Here is a 21,221-nt window from a genome sequence, read left to right on the forward strand (position 1 = left end):
TGATTGCGGGACTGGAAGGCGCGCCAGGCGCAGTAGCGAAGGTAGGCCACGGGCTCTGCTGAAAGCTGGAGCCCGTCGTTTCAGGCCGCAGTATGGTCAGACGGCAGCAACAGTTCGACTCCCTGCTTGCGGATGCCATCGGCGGCGGCAGGGGTCAACGCGTCGTCGCTGAGGATGATATCGAACTGCTCGAGCCCGGCAATCCTGTACAGGCTGAAGGTGCCGTATTTCGAACTGCTGGCCACCAGCACCACTTGCGAGGCCGATTGCATCGCGGCTTGTTTGACCTCCACCTTCAGCGCCGAAGGCGTGGTGAGGCCGCGACGCAAATCCCATGAGCTGGACGATATGAACGCGATGTCGGTGACGATTTGACGCAAGGTGGCCACCGCCAGGCTGCCCACGCACGATTGATTGGAGTGATCCAGTTGCCCGCCGGTATGAATCACCGTGACGTGGGGGGCTTCGATCAGTGCCTGGACGATGCCGAAGTCGTTGGTCACCACGGTCATGCCGGACAGTGCCTTGATGTAGGGGACGATTTCCAGGGTGCTGGTTCCCGCATCCAAGTAGATCGTCATATCGGCATGCAGTAGCCGGGCGGCGAGCCTGGCCATGGCTTGCTTCTGGGGCAACTCGACCACGGCCTTGAGCTGATGACTGGGTTCACTGTGGAGCTGGCTGGCGATTCGTACCCCACCCGTTACCGAGTAAGCCCGGCCTTCCTGCTCCAGCAACGCTATGTCGCGGCGTATGGTCATGTGCGAGCAGTCGAACATGTCCATCAATTGATGAACGCTCAGCACCTGATGCTTGCGCAGCTGTCGCAGCATGGATTCACGGCGCTGTTCAGGAATCATCGGTGCGCCGCTTTCGGCGGCGATGTTCTTCTGGCTAGGCATTCGGGCTCCAAGGCAAGGGTAACGGTCAAACATGGTAGCGAATCCGTAGCTGGATCAGTAGCGACAATAATGGGGGGCGTGGCGTTTCTCCACCAACGAGGACCGGCCGCGCAAGTCCGGCAGCTAAGAGCTGATTCGGCAATGCAAGCCAGCGATTCCTGTGTAGGAGCTGGCTTGCCAGCGAAGGCGTCTGTTCAGTGAAAAATATGTCGACTGATACACCGCTTTCGCTGGCAAGCCAGCTCCTACAGGGGGATGTGTTGAGCAGTTAGAGGGTGTCGCGGGTTGGTTGGCCGTCCACCAGGCGTTGGATGCCCAGCGGATTGGCATTCTTCAAGGCTTCGGGCAGCAAACTGTCCGGGTAGTTCTGGAAACACACCGGCCGCAGGAAGCGATCGATCGCCAAGGTACCCACCGACGTTCCGCGCGCATCGGACGTCGCCGGATATGGCCCGCCATGGACCATTGAATCGCAGACCTCCACACCGGTCGGATAACCGTTGAGCAGGATCCGCCCGACCTTCTGTTCCAGCAACGCCGTCAGCTCGCCGAACTGCGTGAAGTCCTCCGGTTCGCCAATGATGGTCGCCGTCAGTTGCCCATGCAGCCCGTTCAACGCGGCACTCAGTTGCGCCTGATCCGCGACTTCGACGAACACCGTGGTCGGCCCGAACACTTCCTCCTGCAGCACTTCATCGCCATCGAGCAACAGGCTGACCTGCGCCTTGAACAGTTGCGGCTGCGCCTGATTCCCCGCCTGCGGGCTGCCGGCCAGGTGTTCGATGCCGGGATGCGCGAGGAGTTTTTGCAGGCCCTTGCCATAACTGTTCAAGGTGCCGGCGTTGAGCATGGTCTGCGCCGGCTGATCGGCCATCAACCCCGCCACCTGCTGCACGAAGGTGCTGAACTGCGGCGAACGAATCCCGATCACCAGACCCGGATTGGTGCAGAACTGCCCGCAACCCTGGACCACCGAAGCGCTCAGGTCTCGGGCCATGCTTTCAGCGCGCGCGGCCAGGGCCTGGGGCAGCACGATCACCGGGTTGATGCTCGACATTTCGGCAAACACCGGGATCGGCTGGGGACGGGCCGCGGCCATGTCGCACAACGCCCGGCCGCCCTTGAGCGAGCCGGTGAAGCCGACCGCCTGGATCGCCGGATGCTTGACCAGCGCTTCGCCGACCCCGGCGCCGTAGATCATGTTGAACACGCCCGCCGGCATCGCGGTTTTTTCCGCGGCGCGCAGGATCGCATCGGCGACCCGTTCGGCCGTGGCCATGTGCCCGCTGTGGGCCTTGAACACCACCGGGCAGCCGGCAGCCAATGCCGAAGCGGTATCACCGCCGGCCGTGGAAAAGGCCAAGGGAAAATTGCTCGCGCCAAACACCGCTACCGGGCCGAGGCCGATGCGGTACTGGCGCAGGTCGGGACGCGGCAACGGCTGGCGTTCCGGCAAGGCCTGATCGATCCGTGCACCGTAGAAATCACCGCGCCGCAGCACCTTGGCGAACAGCCGCATCTGGCCGCTGGTGCGACCGCGCTCGCCCTGAATCCGTGCGGCGGGCAACGCGGTTTCGCGGCAGACCAGGGCAACGAACTCATCGCCCAGCGCATCGAGTTCATCGGCGATGGCGTCGAGAAACTGTGCCCGGCGCTCGGCACTCAGGCTGCGATAGGCCGGGTAAGCGACGGCGGCAGCCTTGGCGGCGGCGTCGACTTCTTCCAGGGTGGCCTGGTGGAAATCGTGGGGCAAGGCTTCGCCGGTGCTGGCGTCGACGCTGTTGACGATGACAGTGCCGGCAGCGCTGCGCTGACCGCCGATGTAGTTGTGGCCGATAATCGTGGACATTTCTGGCTCCAGTAAAGGATGTCCCCTTGCGGGGATGTCAGGACAACAGGGGAGGGAGCACGGATTCAGGTGACTGCGCCAATCTGCCAGGGCACAAACTCGTTCTGCCCGTAACCGTGCTGCTCGCTCATGCTGCGTTCGCCCGAAGCAATGCGCAGCATGAGTGTGAAGATGGCTTCACCGCATTCTTCGATGGTCAGGGTGTCTTCGGCGATCTCGCCGCAGTTGATGTCCATGTCTTCGCGCTGGCGGTTCCACAAGGCGCTGTTGGTCGCCAGTTTGATCGACGGGGAGGGCGCACACCCGTAGGCAGAGCCACGTCCGGTGGTGAAGGCGATCAGGTTGGCGCCACCGGCGACCTGGCCAGTCGCCGAGACCGGGTCGTAGCCCGGGGTATCCATGAACACCAGGCCTTTGGCGCTGACCACCTGGGCGTACTCATAGACATCGACCAGGTTGCTGGAGCCTGCCTTGGCGACGGCGCCCAGGGATTTTTCCAGGATGGTGGTCAAACCACCGACCTTGTTCCCGGCCGAGGGGTTGTTGTTCAGTTCGGCGCCCATGCGTTCGCAATACGCTTCCCACCAATGAATCCGTGCGACGAGTTTTTCGCCTACGGCGCGGTTGACTGCCCGGCGGGTCAACAGGTGTTCGGCACCATAGATTTCCGGGGTTTCGGAAAGGATGGCCGTGCCGCCACAGGCGACCAGGCGGTCCACCGCATTACCCAGCGCCGGGTTGGCCGTGATCCCGGAGTAACCGTCCGAGCCGCCACACTGCAGGCCAATAACCAAGTGCCTGGCACTCACGGGTTCGCGCTTGACCTGGTTAGCCTCCGCCAGCAACGCCTTGACCTGGGCGATGCCACTGGCGACCGCTTTTGATGTGCCGCCGCTGTCCTGGATGCTGAAGGTGCGCAGCGTGTTACTGCGGCTCAGGCCCTGGGTGCTGAGCAGCCCTTCGATCTGGTTGGTTTCGCAGCCTAGCCCGATCACCAGCACGGCGGCGAAGTTGGCATGGGTGGCGTAGCCGGCCAGTGTCCGGCGCAATAGGGCCAGGCCTTCTCCGGCAGGGTCCACGGCGCAACCGGCGGAATGGGTCAGGGCGACGACTCCATCGACTTCGGGGTACGCCAGTAGTGCGGAAGGGTTAATGTCGCGGCGGAAATGGTCGGCGATGGCACGGGCCACGGTCGCCGAGCAGTTCACAGACGTCAGGATGCCGATGTAATTGCGCGTCGCCACCCGACCATCCGGGCGCACGATGCCCATGAACACTGGCTCTTCGTTCAAGGGTTGATCGGGTTTCACATCAACGCTGAAGGCATAGTCGCGGGCAAAATCGCCCATGGTCAGGTTGTGCACATGCACATGATCACCGGCCTCGATCACCCCGGTTGAAAAACCGATGATCTGCCCGTAACGACGCAAGGGCTCGCCGGCTTCGACTCGACGTGCGGCGATCTTGTGGCCGGCCGGTATGGGTTGGCGCACGGTCACGCCTTGCTGTTCGAGTACTTCTCCGGCGATCAACGGCCGACGGGCGATCAACACATCGTCCAGAGGATTGAGGCGCAGGACGGCGGCTGCACCGGTTTTCATGATCAATTCCATCGGAAACTCACTGGCTATGAAGCGTTGGAGGTCGCTGGCAAACGGGCTGCGCCTTACCTTTGTTGCCGCACTATAAGAGCCCCGGGACAGCGTTGCCTAATGAGACCTTTGGATTGATCGATAACCTTTTCTCATTGGTTCGAGGGTTTTTGAATGAAACATCGCTCAACGGTCACCGGCTTCCCGTCGCAGCCGGGCGAATTCCAGCAAGGTATCGGCGAATTCCCGGGCAGCTTCAGACAGCGGTTCGTCCTTGCGCGTGATGATGCCGTAGTCCTGAGGTTCGACCTTGAATGGCGTGTTGAGCACTTTGAGCAAACCGCTCTGGACCTGGGACTGAACCATGGACTCGGGCAACATCGCGAGCATCGGTCCCGATTGCAGGAGTTGCAGGAAGGTTGGCATCGAGATGGTTTCGACCGTGTTGGTGGGCGTGCGCATGTTGAACTCGGTGAAGGCACTTTCCATCCGGCGGCGTATGGGGGCATTGAACGGATACATGACCCAGGGCCAATCGCTGAGTTGCTCGGTCGCCACCTCGTCGAACTGCGCGAGGAGATGGCGACTGTTGACCACCAGGCAAAAGGGCTCGGGCCCTAGCGCACGAAATTCGAACCGTTGCAGATAACGTTCATCGGTGAAGCGGGCAATGATCAGATCGAGTTTTTTATGTTCGAGCATTTCCAGCAGTTGATTGCTGGTTTGCTCGATCACCTCGATGGACAGCATGGGGCGGTCCAGCTTGATGCGGGTGATGGCCTCGGGCAGCACGACCGAGGTTGCGGCGAATATCGCGCCGACTTTCAAATGACCATGTCCCCCTTTGCGCAGCTTATTGAGCTGATCGACGAAGGATTGCGTGTCGTCCAGCGTCATCCGCGCATAGCGGACCACAAACTCGCCCAATTCAGTCAAGACCATGCTGCGGGTTTGCCGTTCGAACAACGCAAAACCCAACAACACCTCAATGTCGCGCAGCATCTTGCTGATGGCTGGCTGGGTCAGATTCATCAGTTCGGCCGTGGTGTGCATGTTGCGCGTCCTGGCCAGTGTATCGACCAGCATCAGATGCTTGATCTTGAGCCATTTGCTGACACTGGCGTACGAAATTTCGTCGTTTTCCATAAGGCGCTCAATCGGGTTGATAACGAAACGATATCAAATGCTGAAAATATGTCATTGGGATTTATCGACCAAGTCCACTAGTTTTTGTCCCGTCGCCACCGAATTGACTTGGATCTCCTTATGCCCCATTTGAAATTGACTTGTGAAAACACCCTCCCGATCGATGGACTACAAGGTACTCTGATTGGTCGTGCCTGGGTGCCGGGGGAGACAGCAGGCCCGTCGCCGGTGGTGCTGCGCGCCGATGGCGTGTTTGATTTGTCCCAGGCGTTCGCGACGTTGAGCGATCTGCTGGAAAGCGCCTCACCGCTTGAGGCCGTTCGCAACACTCGCGGCCGATACATCGGCAGTGTTGAAGAACTGTTGGCCAATACGGGGTTGGAGTCCGATCCGGCCAAAGCTTTTCTGCTGCCACCGGCTGACCTGCAGGTGATCAAGGCCGCCGGTGTGACATTTGCCTCCAGCATGATCGAACGCGTCATTGAAGAGCAGGCGGGTGGTGATGCGGCCAAGGCCGAGAGCGTACGCAGCCTTGTCACGGCGGCTATCGGCGACAACCTGCGCTCGATCAAACCCGGTTCGACTGAAGCGGCCCGGCTAAAGGGTGTATTGATAGAGCAGGGCCTTTGGTCGCAATATCTTGAAGTGGGCATCGGCCCTGACGCCGAGATATTCACCAAGGCACCGGTCCTCGCTTCCGTCGGCAGTGGCAGTGAGATTGGTATCCATCCTAAATCCAAATGGAACAACCCTGAGCCGGAAATCGTCCTGGCGGTGAACAGCCGTGGCCAGGTACACGGCGCTACCTTGGGCAACGACGTCAATCTGCGCGACTTCGAAGGCCGTAGCGCCTTACTGCTGAGCAAGGCCAAGGACAACAATGCGTCTTGCGCGATCGGTCCGTTTATTCGCCTGTTCGACGAAGGCTTCTCCCTGGATGATGTGCGCCGCTGCGTGGTCGACCTGGACGTCGTAGGTGATGACGGTTTCACTCTGCACGGCACCAGTTCGATGGAGCAGATCAGTCGCGACCCGCTGGAGTTGGTAGCGCAGACTGTGGGCAGCGATCACCAGTACCCGGACGGCTTCATGCTGTTCCTCGGCACCCTGTTCGCCCCGACGCAAGATCGTGAAGAGCCGGGCAGTGGCTTCACCCACAAACAGGGCGACAGCGTCAGCATCGGCAGTCCGCTGCTGGGCGTTCTGCACAACCGCGTCACCTACAGCAATGAAGCCACACCATGGACGTTCGGCCTGCGTGCATTGATGGGCAACCTGGCCGCTCGCGGTCTGGTGGCAGGTAAATCGCTCCACTGATTTGCCCCTGCCAGAGGTTCCTGGTAGCTAAAAAACAGTGGTCGCTGGACATCTAATAACAAGGCACACAAACGATGACCAAACGGCCAATATGGAGGTCTGGTTCACCGATCCCCGTGCAGGCATGTTGTCACTGTCGGCGGCGGGGCTGGTTGGGGTTTATCTGCTATGGACGTTGCGTGCGCCGAAGGGGCAATCGCTGGTGGAGCAAAGCCCCTTGGACGGGGTGGCGAGTCAGGGCCGGGCAGCTTCGAACGCTTGAAAGAAACAGTCCGCTCATAGACAGATAAAAATCGCCGAAGCCCTCAGGGCTTCGGCTTTTTTTTGTCTTCTTTATATCTAGGGGGGTATATCTAGGGGGTATATCTAGGGGGTATATCTAGGGAGTTACTTGATAACCGCGCTGCTGCATGCAACTGGTGTAGGCGGAAGAAGCGGCAGCCGTATTCTGCTCTGCACTGCGGCGATCCTGACGACGATCCTGACGTTGCCGGGCTCCGCCGACAACCGCGCCGGCCACCGCGGCATCCTTGGCTTTGTTCTGCCGATATTCCTGTTTGACATCGTCATCGACCCGGTCATAAAACTCGTCATGCTGACGACCGCGAGCCCCGGCCACCGCCGCGCCCGCGACTGCACCCGTAGCGGCACCACGGACGCGTCCACCTGATTGAGGGCTGGTGCTGGTGCTGGAGGTACCGCCGGCCTGGGCCTGGCAAGCGCCTATGTCTTGCTGGATGATTTCTTGGGACTGCCCTTTGAGCGGCGTCACGGTCTCGGCAGTCGCGCACAAGCAGACCATGGAGAGCATCGTTGCGATGCAGGGTGAGAAGGACGTTTTCATAAAGCCTCCACTACTGACGAAGTGCTCTGGCGTTGCGGCGCCCTGGAAGGACGCGCTGCAGCCTGGTTTGCACCCCTGATCAGATGTTCAACGTTAGACCGCTTCTGCATTGACGACCCGCGCTTTTCGAATAAACAACGCGCGCACCTTCTCCCAGAAGTTCCCGCCCAGCACGAAGAAGCTTGTGATCAGCATCAAGTCGCCCAGGGCCTGCATCTGCCAGAGGTTGGGCCTGAGGCCCGGCCAGAGGGTGTCGACGTAGGGTTCAAGAAAGGCCGAGACCAGCGGCACAAAAAACATGACGAGGCCGATTCGGTGCCGCCATGGACCCACCTCGACATCCATGCTGGGCACCATCGAGGACACATAACCGAACACGGTGCGCTTCAACTGTTGGAACCCGGCTTTGCCCATCACCGCAATGACGATGATCAGCAGCACCTTGTTACTGATGAACAGCACACCGGTCAGCGCGGCGATCCTGGAACCCGCCACACCGACCATCGCGGCCAGGGGCACCAACAGCCAGGAACCCAACATCACACAGAGAATGATGATCCCCAATTTGAAGCGCCAGCCGGCTGAATGGGGTTCCACAGTAGCCTGGGTCGTAGTCATGGGTGTCGTACCTGTTAATCGGTCGCTGCAGAGGTGGGGCGTGTTAAAAAAGCTTAGCAGCCGTTTGCCCGTTCGGGCGTCTATGCTCCAGTGAACTTCGTCGGCCGGGAACAGCGTAAATGCAGTCACGTAGAGCCATGCTGTTTCGGCCAGGCCGGCTCCTGCTGCTTGGTGCACTGGGTCTAAGCGGCTGCGTACGACTCGGACCGGATTTCCAGGCGCCTGGCGAGGCCTGGGTCAAACATTGGGGCAGCCCGGCCCTCGAGCAAGCCAGTCAACGCAGCCTGAACCCGGATCTGCGGCAGTGGTGGCAAGTCTTCGCCGATCCGGTCCTGGATCAGTTGATTGCCGAAGCCGATGCGCACAACACCGACCTGAAAATCGCCGGTCTGCGGGTGATGGAAGCCCGCGCCCAGCTGGGTATCGCACAAAGCGGACGTTACCCGCAGTTGCAGCAGGCCAGCGTTGACAGCCTGTACTTCAACCGTCGGCAATTCGGTGGCAGCAACCCGCAGGACAGTCATTTCTGGCAACACAGCGCTGCATTCGACATCGGCTGGGAGCTGGATTTCTGGGGGCGCTTCAGTCGTGCCATCGAGTCGTCCGATGCCAGCTACTTCGCCGCCCAGGCCAACTATGAAGACGCGCTGGTGTTGCTGCGCGCGCAAGTGGCCGAGACCTATTTCTCGCTACGCACCACTGAAGCCCGTTTGCGTGTCGCCCGGGAAAACGCCGAACAGCAAAAGCGCAACTTCGAGATCACCGAAAAGCTGTTCAACAGTGGCCAGCAAGCCGAACTCGACCTGCAACAGGCCAAGACCCAATACCTGGGCACCTTGAGCACCATTCCCGATTTCGAAGATCAGCTGCAGCGCACCCGTAATGCGTTGGCCGTGCTGATCGGGCAACCGCCGGGCGCACTGCCGCAGCTGACCGAGCATCAAGGGCTGATTCCGCTGGTCGATCGCGCGGTGCTGCAGGACGTGCCGGCCAACCTGTTGCTGCGCCGGCCCGATGTGCGCGCCGCCGAGCTGAATGTCGCCGCCCAGTCTGCGCTGATCGGCGTGGCCGTCACCGACTTCTATCCATCGCTGACGTTGCTTGGCAGCATCGTCTGGTCGGCCGACACCCTCAGTGGCACCTCGCGCAGCCTGGATTTTATCGGCGGCCCCAGCCTGCGCTGGAACCTGTTCGATCATGGCCAGATCAGCAACAACGTACGGGTGCAGGATGCGCGGTTGCAGCAGTTGATCGAGGCTTACCGCGACAAGGTCCGCCAGGCTGCACGGGAGGCGGACGATGCTGCCTATGGCCTGATCAAATCCCTGGAGCGCGAACGGATCCTCGGTGAAGCTGAAACGGCCGCCAAGCGGTCGCTGGTGCTGGCCAGCGCGCAGTACCGCGAAGGCTACTCTGACTTTCAGCGGGTGCTGGATGCGCAGCGGGCCTTGCTCGAGCAACAGGACAATTACCTGGTGGCCCGCAGCAACGCGGTGAGCAATGCGATTGCCCTGTACAAAGCCCTGGGCGGTGGCTGGTACAGCCCCCGCCCGAAAGTGGATCCGGCCACTCGCCAACAGATGGAACAACGCACCGACTGGGGCGATTTGCTGGAGGAGTCTGCGACCCCGGCACCAGCCTTTCCGATGTCTTACCAGGAACAAGAGCCATGAGTGAAGCCCCCCAGCCCTCGTCCGATACGCCTGTCAGCCAGGCACCGGAACCGGCCGCCGACCCGACGAAAAAAGGCATCAAGTGGGTGCTGCTGGTGATCCTCCTGAGCCTGGCCTGGTACCTGTTGGCCGACCGCTTCACGCCCTATACGCAACAGGCCCGGGTGGGGGCCTTTGTGATACCGGTGGCCTCGGAGGTAGCGGGGCGGGTGACCCGGGTCAACGTGCGCAACAACCAGGACGTCAAGGCCGGCGAACTGCTGTTCGAGGTCGACCCGCAGCCGTACCGGATTGCCGTCGACCGTGCGCGCGCCGACCTTGAATCGACCCGCCGGCAGATCGGCGCCAGCACCGCCGGGATTGCGGCCGCGCAAGCCAACTTGCGCGCCGCCCAGGCCAATGAACTCAAGGCGCGGCAGGACAATCAGCGCCTGGAAGGCTTGTACCGCGAAGACCCCGGGACCATTTCCGTGCGCCTGCTGGAAGTGTCGCGCTCTACCCGCGAACAGGCGATCAGCCAGGTCGCGGCCGCCCGTGCCGAAGTGCAGCGGGCGCGTGAACAGGAGGGCGGCAGCGACGAAGACAACGCCACGTTGCGCAGCGCGGCCACGGCGCTGTCAAAAGCCGAACTGGACCTGGCCAACTCGCAGATCCGCGCCCGCTCATCCGGGTTGGTCACTGATTTGCGCACCGATGTCGGGCAGTTTGCCGGGGCCGGCAGCCCGGTGATGACCCTGATCGCCATCCACGATGTGTGGATCAGTGCCGACATGACCGAGAACAACCTCGGCCTGGTCAAGCTCGATACGCCGGTGACGATCGTGCTGGACGCGTTGCCGGGCGAGCTGTTCGAGGGGCGCGTGCGCAGTGTCGGTTATGGCGTCAGCGTCGGCCAGACACCCGCACCCGGCACGCTGCCCAGCATACAGAACAGCCGCGACTGGCTGCGCCCGGCGCAACGTTTTCCGGTGATCATCGAGTTTTCCGAGGATTCGAGGGCCAGGTTGCGCGACAGCGGTGCCGTCCGTGCCGGTGGGCAGGCGGAAGTCATGGCATTCCCCACCCAGGGCAATCCGCTGAATCCCCTGGGCCGTTTGTTTGTCGGCCTGATGAGTTGGCTGAGCTATGTCTATTAAAGGCGCGCCTACCGGGCGCTCGCCCCGGGCGCAGCGTGCACTGCGTCTGGCCACGGGCACGGCGCTGAGCCTGGCCGCCAGTTTCGGACTGGGGTTGCCAATTCCGTTTTTTGCCCCGGTGCTGGCCGTTCTGCTGCTGGCCACACTCAATCGACCGCTACCGTTCAAGGCAGGCCTGGTGCTGGCCCTGGCCGCCCTGTTGACCACTGCTATCGGCCTGCTGTTAATCCCGATCCTGCGCTATTACCCGGTCAGCGGCGTACTGTTGATCGCCCTGTGTCTGTTCCTGGCCTTCCGCTTTGGCCTGCGTGGCGGTAACAACCTGATCATGACCTTTCTGGTGATTGGCCTGACCATGATCTCGTCGGCCGGCGTCGCCGATTTCGAGCTGGGCGCCCTGGTCATCGGGGCACTGGTCAAGGGGTTGCTGCTGGCGGTGGTGGTGCTGGCGTTGAGTCACTGGCTGTTTCCCGAGCCGGCCAACGCCCCGTCACCCCCGGCCCCGCCGACCTTGCCAGCCGACGAGGTGGGCCGGGTGGCGCTGCGCACCACCCTGATCGTGCTGCCGACCTTCCTGTTGGCGCTGATCGATCCCGCCAGTTACCTGCCGATCATTCTCAAGGCCGTCAGCCTGGGTCAGCAGAGTTCGACGGCGACCGCCCGCAACGCCGGCCGCGAATTGGTCGGCTCGACCTTGTTCGGCGGCCTCCTGGCCATCCTGTTCTGGTGCGCCCTCAGCCTGTTCGTGCATCTGTGGATGTTCTTTCTGTGGATGCTGCTGTTCGGCCTGGTGCTGGCGCGCAAGTTATATGCGCTGAGCCCGACCCGCTTCAGCCCTGGATTCTGGCTCAACAGCCTGATCACGATGATTATCCTGTTGGGCCAGTCGGTGCAGGACAGTGCGGCGGGCAAGGACGTCTACACCGCCTTTGCCGTGCGGATGGGGTTGTTTATCGTGGTGACGCTGTATGCCTGCCTGATGGTCAATCTGCTCAGTCAGCGTCGCGGCGGATTGATCGCCCGGTAGCACCCGTGTCAACCGGATGTTAATCATCGACTAGACTGACCCGGTTGGTCATGGAAAGCAAAAGGGCCGCCCACAACCCTGTAGGAGCGAGCTTGCTCGCGATAGACTCAAGAGCGCCGCGTTCCGCCAATAAACACGCGTTATCGTTAACGACCATCGCGAGCAAGCTCGCTCCTACGTGGGGTCTTTTCAATGGCAAAGGACAAGAAGAAAGCCCCTAAGAGCAAGCCCGCTGAAAGCCCGAAACTCAAGAACAAAGTCTATCTTGAACAGTTGCGCGGCCTGCACGTCGAACTGGTCAAGTTGCAGGAGTGGGTAAAAGCCAAGGGCATCAAGATCTGCATCGTCTTCGAAGGACGGGACGGTGCCGGCAAGGGCGGGACGATCAAGGCGCTGACCGAACGGGTGAGCCCGCGGGTCTTTCGTGTAGTGGCGCTACCGGCGCCGACCGATCGCGAGAAAAGCCAGATGTATGTCCAGCGTTACCTGCCGTATCTGCCCGCGGCGGGCGAAGTGGTGATCTTCGATCGTAGCTGGTACAACCGCGCGGGCGTCGAGCGGGTGATGGGGTTCTGCACCAAGGAGCAGGTCGACGGTTTCCTGAAAACGGTACCCAACGTGGAGCGGGCCATCGTCGATTCGGGCGTCATCCTGCTCAAGTATTGGCTGGAAGTCAGCCCGCAAGAGCAGACCCGCCGGCTTGAAGCGCGAATCAAGGACGGCCGCAAAATCTGGAAGCTGACCCCGATGGATCTCAAGTCATACAGCCGCTGGTATGACTACTCGCGGGCGCGCGACGACATGTTCATGACCACCGACACTGAACATGCGCCCTGGCTGGTGGCCAACTCGAACGACAAGCGGCGGGCCCGCCTCAACATCATCAGCGATTTGCTCAGCCGCATTCCGTACGAGGAAGTCGCGCGCGAGAAGGTGATATTGCCCAAGCGGCAGAAGCCCGGTGGCTATCGCGAACCGGATTATCCGCTGCGACGAGTTCCCGAAAAATTTTGACGGTTCGTCGAATCCTGTCTGCGTTGCACACCAAAGGGCCGCGCTGCCATGAGCCAGTCGGATAGTTCGCCCCAAGCCCCGGAACCGGGGCGGATTGCTCGCCGCGAGTCGAGCGCCGATCAGACCGGCTGGGGCCGCTGGCTGCCGGGACTGCAAACCCTGCGCGGATACAAAGTGGCCTGGTTGCGGCACGACCTCGTGGCTGGATTGGTGCTGACCACGATGTTGGTGCCTGTCGGTATCGCCTACGCGGTGGCATCCGGTGTGCCCGGCATCTATGGTCTCTACGCGACCATCATTCCGCTGCTGGCTTATGCGTTGTTCGGGCCCAGCCGGATTCTGGTGCTGGGGCCGGACTCTTCGCTGGCTGCCGTGATCCTCGCCGTTGTCCTGCCACTGTCCTTGGGTGATCCGCAACGGGCCATTGCCCTGGCAGGCATGATGGCGATCGTGTCGGGGGCGGTGTGCATCCTGGCGGGCATCGTGCGCCTGGGTTTCGTCACCGAACTGCTGTCCAAACCGATCCGTTACGGGTACATGAACGGTATCGCGCTGACGGTATTGATCAGTCAACTGCCCAAGTTTTTCGGGTTTTCGATCGAGTCCGACGGCCCGTTGAGGAACATATGGGCGATCACCACGGCGGTGATGGATGGCAAGACCAACTGGACTGCGTTCATGGTGGGCGCAGCCACCCTTTTAGTGATCCTGCTGCTCAAGGATCACAAACGCGTACCGGGTATTCTGATTGCAGTGGCAGGCGCGACGGTCGCCGTGGGTGTGCTGGATCTTGCAACGCGGGGCGGGGTGTCGGTCCTCGGCTCGCTGCCCCAGGGGCTGCCGGCCTTCGCCATTCCCTGGATCACCACCGCCGATATTGTCCCCGTCCTGATCGGCGGTTGCGCCGTAGCCCTGGTGTCATTCGCCGACACCAGCGTGCTGTCGCGTGTCTACGCGGCGCGCACTCGAACTTACGTGGACCCTAACCAGGAAATGGTCGGGCTGGGCGTCGCCAACCTGGCCGCCGGTTTTTTCCAGGGTTTTGCGATCAGCAGCAGTTCGTCTCGCACCCCCGTGGCCGAGGCCGCAGGCGCGAAAACCCAGCTGACCGGCGTCGTCGGCGCGCTTGCCGTGGCCTTGCTGCTGGTGGTGGCGCCGGACTTGTTGCAGGATTTACCCAATAGCGCATTGGCTGCAGTGGTGATTGCATCCGCCATCGGCCTGATCGAGGTCAACGACCTGCGACGAATCTATCGCATCCAGCGCTGGGAGTTCTGGCTGTCGATCGTCTGTACCGTGGGCGTGGCCGTGTTTGGCGCGATTGAAGGCATCGGCCTGGCCATCGTCATCGCCGTCATCGAGTTTCTGTGGGATGGCTGGCGGCCTTATTCCGCGGTCCTGGGCAGCACCGATACCGTCAAGGGTTACCACGACATCAAGCGCTACCCCGAGGCGCGACTCATACCCGGTTTGGTGCTGTTTCGTTGGGATGCACCGTTGTTTTTCGCCAATGCCGAGCTGTTCCACGACCGGGTCCTCGATGCCGTGGCGACGTCGCCCACGCCGGTGCGCTGGTTGGTCGTGGCGGCGGAGCCGGTCACCAGCGTGGACGTCACCTCGGCAGACATGCTGGCGGAACTGGACGAAACCTTGCACGGGGCGGGCATCAAGTTGTGCGTTGCCGAGATGAAGGATCCGGTCAAGGACAAGCTCAAGCGTTTCGGGCTGTTCGCGCGGCTGGGTGAAACGGCGTTTTTTCCAACGATAGATGATGCAGTCGGCAGCTATCTGGTGATTCATCCGCAGGATCCGCCAGCGCCCCTGGACTTCCATCAACGTTAATCTCCCGTGAAAGCGAGCCCGCTCCCGGAGGCTGCACTTTCACGGGAAAACGCGATTACTCCAGATGTTCCGGCTTGACCGGATCCCCCGATTTCATCTCCAGCTGCTCCCTTATGTCTTCGAACATCAGGTCGTAGAATTTGTGATTCGAACCGATGCTGCTATGCACCTTGGGGATGCCGTATTTCTCAAGAATCTTCGTGAAATTGCTGGCAAAGTTGTAGGCTTGATCTTTGGGCAGGAAAAACGTTTCGCTCATGTCCTTGCCCTGGATCGAACCATGCAACGTGAACTGCATGCCTTGGCCTTCCTTGGGGTCCTGGGCGACTTCGTAGTCGAGTTGCAGGTTGTAATTGACATCGTCATCGTTGAGCGCGTGGCGCTCGATGTGCAGATGTCCGGGTTCGAACGTAGCCATTGCCGTCTCTCCTCACAAATAGGTAATGCCAGTTACTCGGTGCTGATACGGGTACCGGCCGTGCCCTGACCGATGGCCTCGATGTCCGAGAGTGAACCGATCATCGCGACTTTTCCAGTGATAGGGGAATGGAGGCGCTGGCGTCGGCTTCATGCTCATCTGCAAACGCCATGAGCACGTCCAGATCGAGCACATCCAGCTTGATCCGGGTGATAAAGGCGGAGAACGCCAGGTTGGCGGCGAGCCGATTCAGATCGGCGGCCCAGTCCGGGACGTGGACCGGCCCCTTGAGCCAGCCGGACTCGAAGAGCGGGGCCAGGCGCACGGTGTCACCCAGGCTGAGGCGTCCGGCGAACAGATAACCCACCAGTTCCGGCCGATTGTCGCGGATCGCGATGCGCAGCAGGGTATGCACGCCGAGCAAGCCGGTCAGGTAGGCGGCATCCTTGGTGAATGCCGAACCGCCGTGCAGGTCGGCGCCGCGGAAAACCCGTTGGGTCGAACGAAAGGACTCCTCCTGGGACTGACCGGCAGCGAGAAAACCTTCGAATACCTGAATGAAATCGGCACCCTCCAGCGCCTGCTGGACCGCGAGCACGCGCAGGGCGAGGCGGCGCAGGCGGTTGATGTCCATGCTGCCGGTGAACAGCTCGGCCAGCGTGGCGATGCCTTCCTGGGTCTGGGTCGTGCGTGGCGCCCCCAGCCCCAGGCTTTTCAGGTTGGGTTGCAGCGCGCCGTTTTGCGCCGTGGCAACATGCACAAAGGCTTCATGCTGCAATAGCTGGTGCTTGTCCAGTTCCGAGAACAGGGCGCTGGCACGCAGGCGGATGCGGCTCGCCCCGGCGATGGCCTTGGCGGCCAGGGTCGGATCGAGCACGACCGTGATCCGGCCCGGGCCGAAGAAACGATCCAGTTCCGGCTGCATCCAGGCAGCGAACGCCTCGGCCGGGATGTCGGCCTGGATCGGTGGAATCCGCGCACCGCCCAGCAAGGCATCGGTGGTACTGAGGAAGAACCGGGCTGCGTCCAGCATGCTCAAGTTCAGGCGTGGGTAGTAGAAGTCCGGGCGCCGGTACAGCGCTGACGAATACTGGGTAAAGGCGGGTGTGCCAATGGCACCCAGCATGCGTCCGGCCGTGGCATAGCTGCGTGCCGTCATTGCGAGGTAACTGCCGGCCGGATGCCCCTCGTCGCAGCGACCGGTAAAGGCTTCCAGGGCCACGATGTCGGCGCTGTGGTCGCGCGGGCGTAGCTCGACCCTGGGCAGTTCCGCGCGCCCGGCGCGCCAACGTTGCAGAAATACTTCCTCGACCCCGTCCGGCCAGGCCAGGGCTTCCAGGACGCGGATCTTGCGGACCAGACCGGGCAGGGCGGCATCGAGTTCGGACAGGGGCGCGGTGCTCACGGGAGTCTCCCTGGTTCGGCCGAACAACTCATTTCCCCAGAGCCTGGCTTCTGGAACAGGACGACATCGCCGTCTTGCCAGAAGCTGTAGGGCCCTTGGGAGTCCTTGCCAGTGTATCGGGTTCCCGAATCACTCGGCACCTGGCTCAGGGTGATCGAGGTGTTCGCCCATTTCAGGTACACGACACCCGGCTGCGTGGTGAAGAAGGTGGCGGCAATCGGGGCGTTCAACCCTGGACAACGAAACGCCAGGGGGCCTTCGGTGAGTCTGTCCGGATCCCGGGTTCTGACAATGGCCGAGCCTTGACGCAGTTGGTGCGCGCGCTCGGCATAACTGCGGATCGTGCACGCCTTGAGCTCTGGCCCGGACGCACACTGATTGCGGGTCTCGATCCAGAACTGCTGGTCGATCACGACGTTGTCCGGCGGCGGTATTGAGCGTTCATCCGTGAGGGCCAGGCGATACAGGCGCAGCAGTTCGACATCCATCTGCGCCAGCTGCGGATCGCGACAGATGAGTTTTTCGGCGGGTGCCCTGGCCTGGGCGCAGTCGAAGCTGGTTTTGAACATGGGTGTAGGGGGCGCAGCCTGTGCACGGCTGCTCGCCGCCGCGCACACGCCGGCAGCGAGCAGACAGGTGAAAAAGGCCGTGACCGTTTTCATATTGGCTTTACCCAGATCATGACGTGATGCCCGGATTGCCGTGGACCAATCGATCCCTCAGGTGTGTGTGGCAGTGTAAGTCGAGTTTTTTATAAGCGCACTCTTTGTTGATACTGCGTTTGCTGAAAATGCATTTGCTGATAATGCCTTTGCTGCTAATGCCGCTGATTAGAATCGAGGCGGGCGAACCGAGCCGGCGCCACGAGGCTCCGAATCACGCAGCATGGCCCGCGCCGGATCGGGTAAATCCGAGCTGGCGGCGGAATGGTTGGACGCCTCCAGTCTGGAAACCCTTTTGCTGACCTCGTTGATATCGACAGGACTCAACGTGATATAGGCGCTGTTGACGCGGAAGGTTGCGGGTATGCCCTCCTTATAAAACTCGAGGCGTTTTGCGCTGCCGACTGCGAACCATCCATCCGCGCGCAATGCCTTTTCCAGTGCCTCGCGTTCTTGCGGTTGAAATTCCAGGCGAATGGATCGGTAAGTCAGTTTCTCCTGCGGTACCTGCGAGATATTGGGGCTTCCCATAGGGTCCGCCACGCTGGAAAAGTTGTCTGTGACATCCAGTGTTATTTCAGCGCTACTGGCCGTTGCGCCAAACACTTGCATTGGCTTGCTGTGCGTGCACGAAAGGTAGTTATAAAAATCCACGCACTCTGTGAATCCTTGAGCTTTACCCAGCGCCTGGGTACCTGGAACAGAGAGTCCCGCAACCTGAACGGTTGTCAGGCGGTCAGCAGAATGGGCAGTACCTGCCACGAGTAGAAGAAAGATCGCTCCCAGCTTGTTCATATCGAAGCTCCTACAGATCTATCGGATTTGAAGTAGTGTGGACCGCCTGTCGATCCCTGGTGCACAACGCGCGTTATCGGAACCGTGCTGGCATTTTGTGTACGAGGGGATGTTAGTCGTTAAAACAGCCTGCGTCGGTTGCGTTACACATTAGTTCAGAATTTGTGCTGTGCTTGCCGTACAAGTGATGCTCAAGCGCGTTGTGACGGGGCAGGGTGCTGGATCCGGTCGAGCGCACACGCAACCGTACGCTACGGGCCAACCTGCGCGGTACGACTGACGCAGCCACCGGCCAAGCGCTGATTGCCGATGCGTTGCCACCGCGTATTGCGGCGGCGGTGGGCACGGATGAGCTGGAGTCGCTGCGTCGCCGCGTGATCGAGTATTCATCCATGCCCTTGCAGCCACGCTTCGGCTGGGATGATTTCAAGGGTGCGGTGGGTGTTTTCCTGCTGGTGGTGTTCTCGACATTCCCGCTTGTAGTGCCGTTTCTGTTACTCGACCAGACGGACCTCGCCGTACGTGCCTCTAACCTGGTCGGACTCGCGGTGCTGTTGATCGCCGGTTGGTTGCTGGGGAAATACGCAGGCGCAAAACCGTGGCAAGGCGGTGTTGCGTTGGCAGTTACCGGCGCTGTCCTGATCACGGCGATCATCGCGCTCGGTGGATGAGCAGACAGTGCCCGGCCGCGTCAGAAAAACAAAGGGTAGGCCGTGGTGCCGACCTTGCCGCTTTTGTACAGCCCCCCGATAAAAATCCTCGCTGCAATCTCTGATCCGATGCCTTACCTGGCAGCCTCCTCATAGGTAACGCCGCAAAAAAATTACATATTTTTTACGATGGGTATTGTTACTCGCAACGATACTGACCGGCAAAATTGACAGCGCTTTTATGCCTCGCAACCTTTGAATCTCTCGGGTAACCCACGAGTTTTTCCTGGGTTGGTCAACGCTGCTTGCAGGGGGGTGGAAGGTGCTGCGCAGTTTCACCGAAGTCCACCACGGCCTTGAAATCTCACGGATGCGTTTTCGGCCCTCAATATTCGAGACGTAGAAAGTGAGCGAGACAGCGACCCATGCAATTGAAGAACCCCATCGCAAAACTTCAGCGGCGGGACTGCTCGTCGCTGCGGTCGGGGTGGTATACGGAGATATTGGCACCAGCCCCCTGTACACGCTCAAGGAAGTGTTTGCCGGTCACTACGGTGTCCAGGCCAACCACGATGGCGTGCTGGGCATTCTGTCGTTGATCTTCTGGTCGTTGATCTGGGTGGTCTCGATCAAGTACGTGCTGTTCATTCTTCGCGCCAACAACCAGGGCGAAGGCGGGATCATGGCGCTGACGGCATTGGCCCGGCGGGCGTCCGCCCCTTATCCGCACATGAGCAAGGTACTGGTACTGCTTGGCCTGTTCGGTGCGGCACTGTTTTACGGGGACAGCATGATCACCCCTGCTATTTCGGTGCTCTCTGCGGTTGAAGGACTGCAGCTGGCGTTTGACGGCATCGAGCACTGGGTCGTGCCGTTGTCAGTGATCGTGCTGGTAGCGCTGTTCTTGATACAGAAACACGGCACGGCTCGCATTGGCATCCTGTTCGGTCCAGTGATGGTGCTGTGGTTTGTCGTGTTAGGTGCCCTGGGGATCCATGGCATTTTGCAGCGACCGGAAGTACTGCAAGCGCTCAACCCATACTGGGGAGCGCATTTTTTTATCGCTCATCCGGGGATTGGCGTGGCCATCCTTGGTGCAGTGGTGCTCGCGCTGACGGGCGCCGAAGCGCTGTACGCCGACATGGGCCATTTTGGTCGCAAGCCCATTGCCCGCGCCTGGTTCATTTTGGTGCTGCCAGGACTGGTACTCAATTATTTTGGCCAGGGTGCCTTGATCCTGGAGAACCCGGAAGCGGTGCGCAACCCGTTCTATTTACTGGCACCGACCTGGGCCCTGTTGCCGATGGTCGCACTGTCGACACTGGCCACCATCATTGCTTCTCAAGCGGTGATTTCCGGTGCTTTCTCCCTGACTCGCCAGGCCATCCAACTGGGTTATGTTCCTCGCATGTTCATCCAGCACACCTCCAGCCAGGAGCAGGGACAGATCTACATCGGCACGGTTAACTGGGCGTTGATGGTGGGGGTTGTGCTGCTGGTGATTGGTTTCGAGTCGTCCAGTGCCTTGGCCGCCGCCTATGGGGTCGCTGTGACGGGAACCATGTTGATCACCACCATCCTGTCCTCGGCTGTCGTCCTGCTGCTATGGAAAACGCCGCGCTGGCTGGCCATTCCGATGTTGCTCGGATTTTTGCTGGTAGACAGCCTGTATTTCGCGGCCAATGCGCCGAAGATTTTTCAGGGCGGTGCATTCCCGGTGATCGCCGGCATCGGGCTGTTTATTCTGATGACCACCTGGAAACGGGGCCGCAAGATTATTGTTGAACGGCTGGATGAAGCCGCGCTTCCTCTGCCGCTGTTCATCAGCAGCATCCGTACACAACCTCCCCATCGCGTACAAGGCACGGCAGTGTTTCTTACGGCCAGGGCCGATGCTGTTCCTCATGCGCTGCTGCACAATCTGCTACATAACCAGGTTTTGCATGAGCAAGTGGTGTTGCTCACCGTGGTGTCTGAAGACAGCCCTCGCGTGGGTGCTGGCCGACGGTTTGAGGTAGAAGCCTATGGTGAAGGCTTCTTCCGGGTCAGCCTGCACTTTGGCTTTATCGAGGAGCCCGATGTCCCCTTGGCGTTGAGTCTTTGCCACTTGGCTGAGCTGGATTTCAGTCCGATGCGCACGACCTACTTCCTCAGCCGAGAGACGGTTATCCCGACCAAGCGCATTGGTATGGCTCGCTGGCGAGAGAGCTTGTTCGCGTTTTTGCTGAAGAACGCCAATAGCAACCTGAAATACTTCAAGTTGCCGTTGAATCGGGTGATAGAGCTGGGCACACAGGTTGAGATGTAAAGAGTCATCGAGTACCCAAGGGG

17 protein-coding genes and 1 pseudogene are annotated in these 21,221 nt (G+C 60.8%); 8 read left to right on the plus strand and 10 right to left on the minus strand.

Annotated elements, in window-relative coordinates; translation table 11 throughout:
* Window positions 1–80: 80 nt before the first annotated feature.
* The 4 genes from ACA062_RS15310 to ACA062_RS15325 all read right to left on the minus strand — a co-directional run bounded on the left by ACA062_RS15310 (window position 81) and on the right by ACA062_RS15325 (window position 5,489).
* Entirely contained in the window at window positions 81–902 is an 822-nt protein-coding gene (locus ACA062_RS15310) for a DeoR/GlpR family DNA-binding transcription regulator (RefSeq protein WP_497457146.1), read from the minus strand.
* 268 nt (window positions 903–1,170) lie between these two features.
* Window positions 1,171–2,751 (minus strand): aldehyde dehydrogenase (NADP(+)), encoded by a 1,581-nt coding sequence (locus tag ACA062_RS15315; RefSeq protein WP_497457147.1) that lies wholly within the window; start codon window positions 2,749–2,751, stop codon window positions 1,171–1,173.
* Window positions 2,752–2,816: 65 nt separating this feature from the next.
* Window positions 2,817–4,364 carry a UxaA family hydrolase gene (locus tag ACA062_RS15320; RefSeq protein ID WP_497457148.1) on the minus strand — a complete coding sequence of 516 codons (1,548 nt, stop codon included), beginning with the start codon at window positions 4,362–4,364 and terminating at the stop codon, window positions 2,817–2,819.
* A gap of 165 nt (window positions 4,365–4,529) precedes the next feature.
* The gene (locus ACA062_RS15325; protein ID WP_497457149.1) at window positions 4,530–5,489 is read right to left on the minus strand and encodes a LysR family transcriptional regulator; all 960 of its coding nucleotides are present in this window, start codon (window positions 5,487–5,489) and stop codon (window positions 4,530–4,532) included.
* Between the two features lie 120 nt (window positions 5,490–5,609).
* On the opposite strand from ACA062_RS15325, the gene ACA062_RS15330 reads away from it, so the two are divergent.
* Window positions 5,610–6,806 (plus strand): fumarylacetoacetate hydrolase family protein, encoded by a 1,197-nt coding sequence (locus tag ACA062_RS15330; protein ID WP_497457150.1) that lies wholly within the window; start codon window positions 5,610–5,612, stop codon window positions 6,804–6,806.
* Window positions 6,807–7,185: 379 nt separating this feature from the next.
* On the opposite strand, the gene ACA062_RS15335 is transcribed toward ACA062_RS15330, so the two are convergent.
* On the minus strand, window positions 7,186–7,650 hold the full coding sequence (locus ACA062_RS15335; protein ID WP_497457151.1) for a hypothetical protein: 465 nt from the start codon (window positions 7,648–7,650) through the stop codon (window positions 7,186–7,188).
* 93 nt (window positions 7,651–7,743) lie between these two features.
* On the minus strand, window positions 7,744–8,268 hold the full coding sequence (locus ACA062_RS15340; protein ID WP_497457152.1) for a transporter suffix domain-containing protein: 525 nt from the start codon (window positions 8,266–8,268) through the stop codon (window positions 7,744–7,746).
* Window positions 8,269–8,405: 137 nt separating this feature from the next.
* Between ACA062_RS15340 and ACA062_RS15345 the strand changes: the two genes are divergently transcribed.
* From ACA062_RS15345 to ACA062_RS15365, 5 genes are all read left to right on the plus strand, one after another.
* Complete coding sequence (locus ACA062_RS15345) at window positions 8,406–9,941, plus strand: efflux transporter outer membrane subunit (RefSeq protein ID WP_497457423.1); 1,536 nt, start codon at window positions 8,406–8,408, stop codon at window positions 9,939–9,941.
* Window positions 9,938–11,077 (plus strand): HlyD family secretion protein, encoded by a 1,140-nt coding sequence (locus ACA062_RS15350; protein WP_497457153.1) that lies wholly within the window; start codon window positions 9,938–9,940, stop codon window positions 11,075–11,077. Before ACA062_RS15345 ends, ACA062_RS15350 begins: the two co-directional genes overlap by 4 nt.
* Window positions 11,067–12,104, plus strand: coding sequence for a DUF2955 domain-containing protein (locus ACA062_RS15355; protein ID WP_497457154.1), 1,038 nt, complete (start codon window positions 11,067–11,069; stop codon window positions 12,102–12,104). The genes ACA062_RS15350 and ACA062_RS15355 overlap by 11 nt, the downstream gene beginning before the upstream one ends.
* Window positions 12,105–12,296: 192 nt before the next feature.
* On the plus strand, window positions 12,297–13,118 hold the full coding sequence (ppk2, locus tag ACA062_RS15360; RefSeq protein WP_497457155.1) for a polyphosphate kinase 2: 822 nt from the start codon (window positions 12,297–12,299) through the stop codon (window positions 13,116–13,118).
* 48 nt (window positions 13,119–13,166) lie between these two features.
* Complete coding sequence (locus ACA062_RS15365) at window positions 13,167–14,960, plus strand: SulP family inorganic anion transporter (RefSeq protein WP_497457156.1); 1,794 nt, start codon at window positions 13,167–13,169, stop codon at window positions 14,958–14,960.
* Between the two features lie 55 nt (window positions 14,961–15,015).
* Here ACA062_RS15365 and ACA062_RS15370 read toward each other — a convergent pair whose 3' ends face one another.
* From ACA062_RS15370 to ACA062_RS15385, 4 genes are all read right to left on the minus strand, one after another.
* Entirely contained in the window at window positions 15,016–15,378 is a 363-nt protein-coding gene (locus tag ACA062_RS15370) for a DUF5064 family protein (RefSeq protein ID WP_497457157.1), read from the minus strand.
* 100 nt (window positions 15,379–15,478) lie between these two features.
* Window positions 15,479–16,783: a peptidase MATCAP family protein gene (locus ACA062_RS15375; protein ID WP_497457158.1), complete on the minus strand. Its 1,305-nt coding sequence runs from the start codon at window positions 16,781–16,783 to the stop codon at window positions 15,479–15,481.
* Window positions 16,780–17,445, minus strand: a complete 666-nt coding sequence (locus ACA062_RS15380; protein WP_497457159.1) for an MliC family protein — start codon at window positions 17,443–17,445, stop codon at window positions 16,780–16,782. Before ACA062_RS15380 ends, ACA062_RS15375 begins: the two co-directional genes overlap by 4 nt.
* Window positions 17,446–17,613: 168 nt before the next feature.
* Window positions 17,614–18,240, minus strand: a complete 627-nt coding sequence (locus ACA062_RS15385) for a hypothetical protein (protein ID WP_497457160.1) — start codon at window positions 18,238–18,240, stop codon at window positions 17,614–17,616.
* A 227-nt stretch (window positions 18,241–18,467) separates the two neighbouring features.
* Here ACA062_RS15385 and ACA062_RS15390 point away from each other — a divergent pair.
* A pseudogene (locus ACA062_RS15390) lies at window positions 18,468–18,911 on the plus strand (hypothetical protein); the annotation flags it as partial.
* 385 nt (window positions 18,912–19,296) lie between these two features.
* Complete coding sequence (locus tag ACA062_RS15395; protein WP_497457161.1) at window positions 19,297–21,198, plus strand: potassium transporter Kup; 1,902 nt, start codon at window positions 19,297–19,299, stop codon at window positions 21,196–21,198.
* Window positions 21,199–21,221 lie beyond the last annotated feature (23 nt).

The sequence above is a fragment of the Pseudomonas sp. LBUM1679 genome (genome assembly GCF_059695565.1).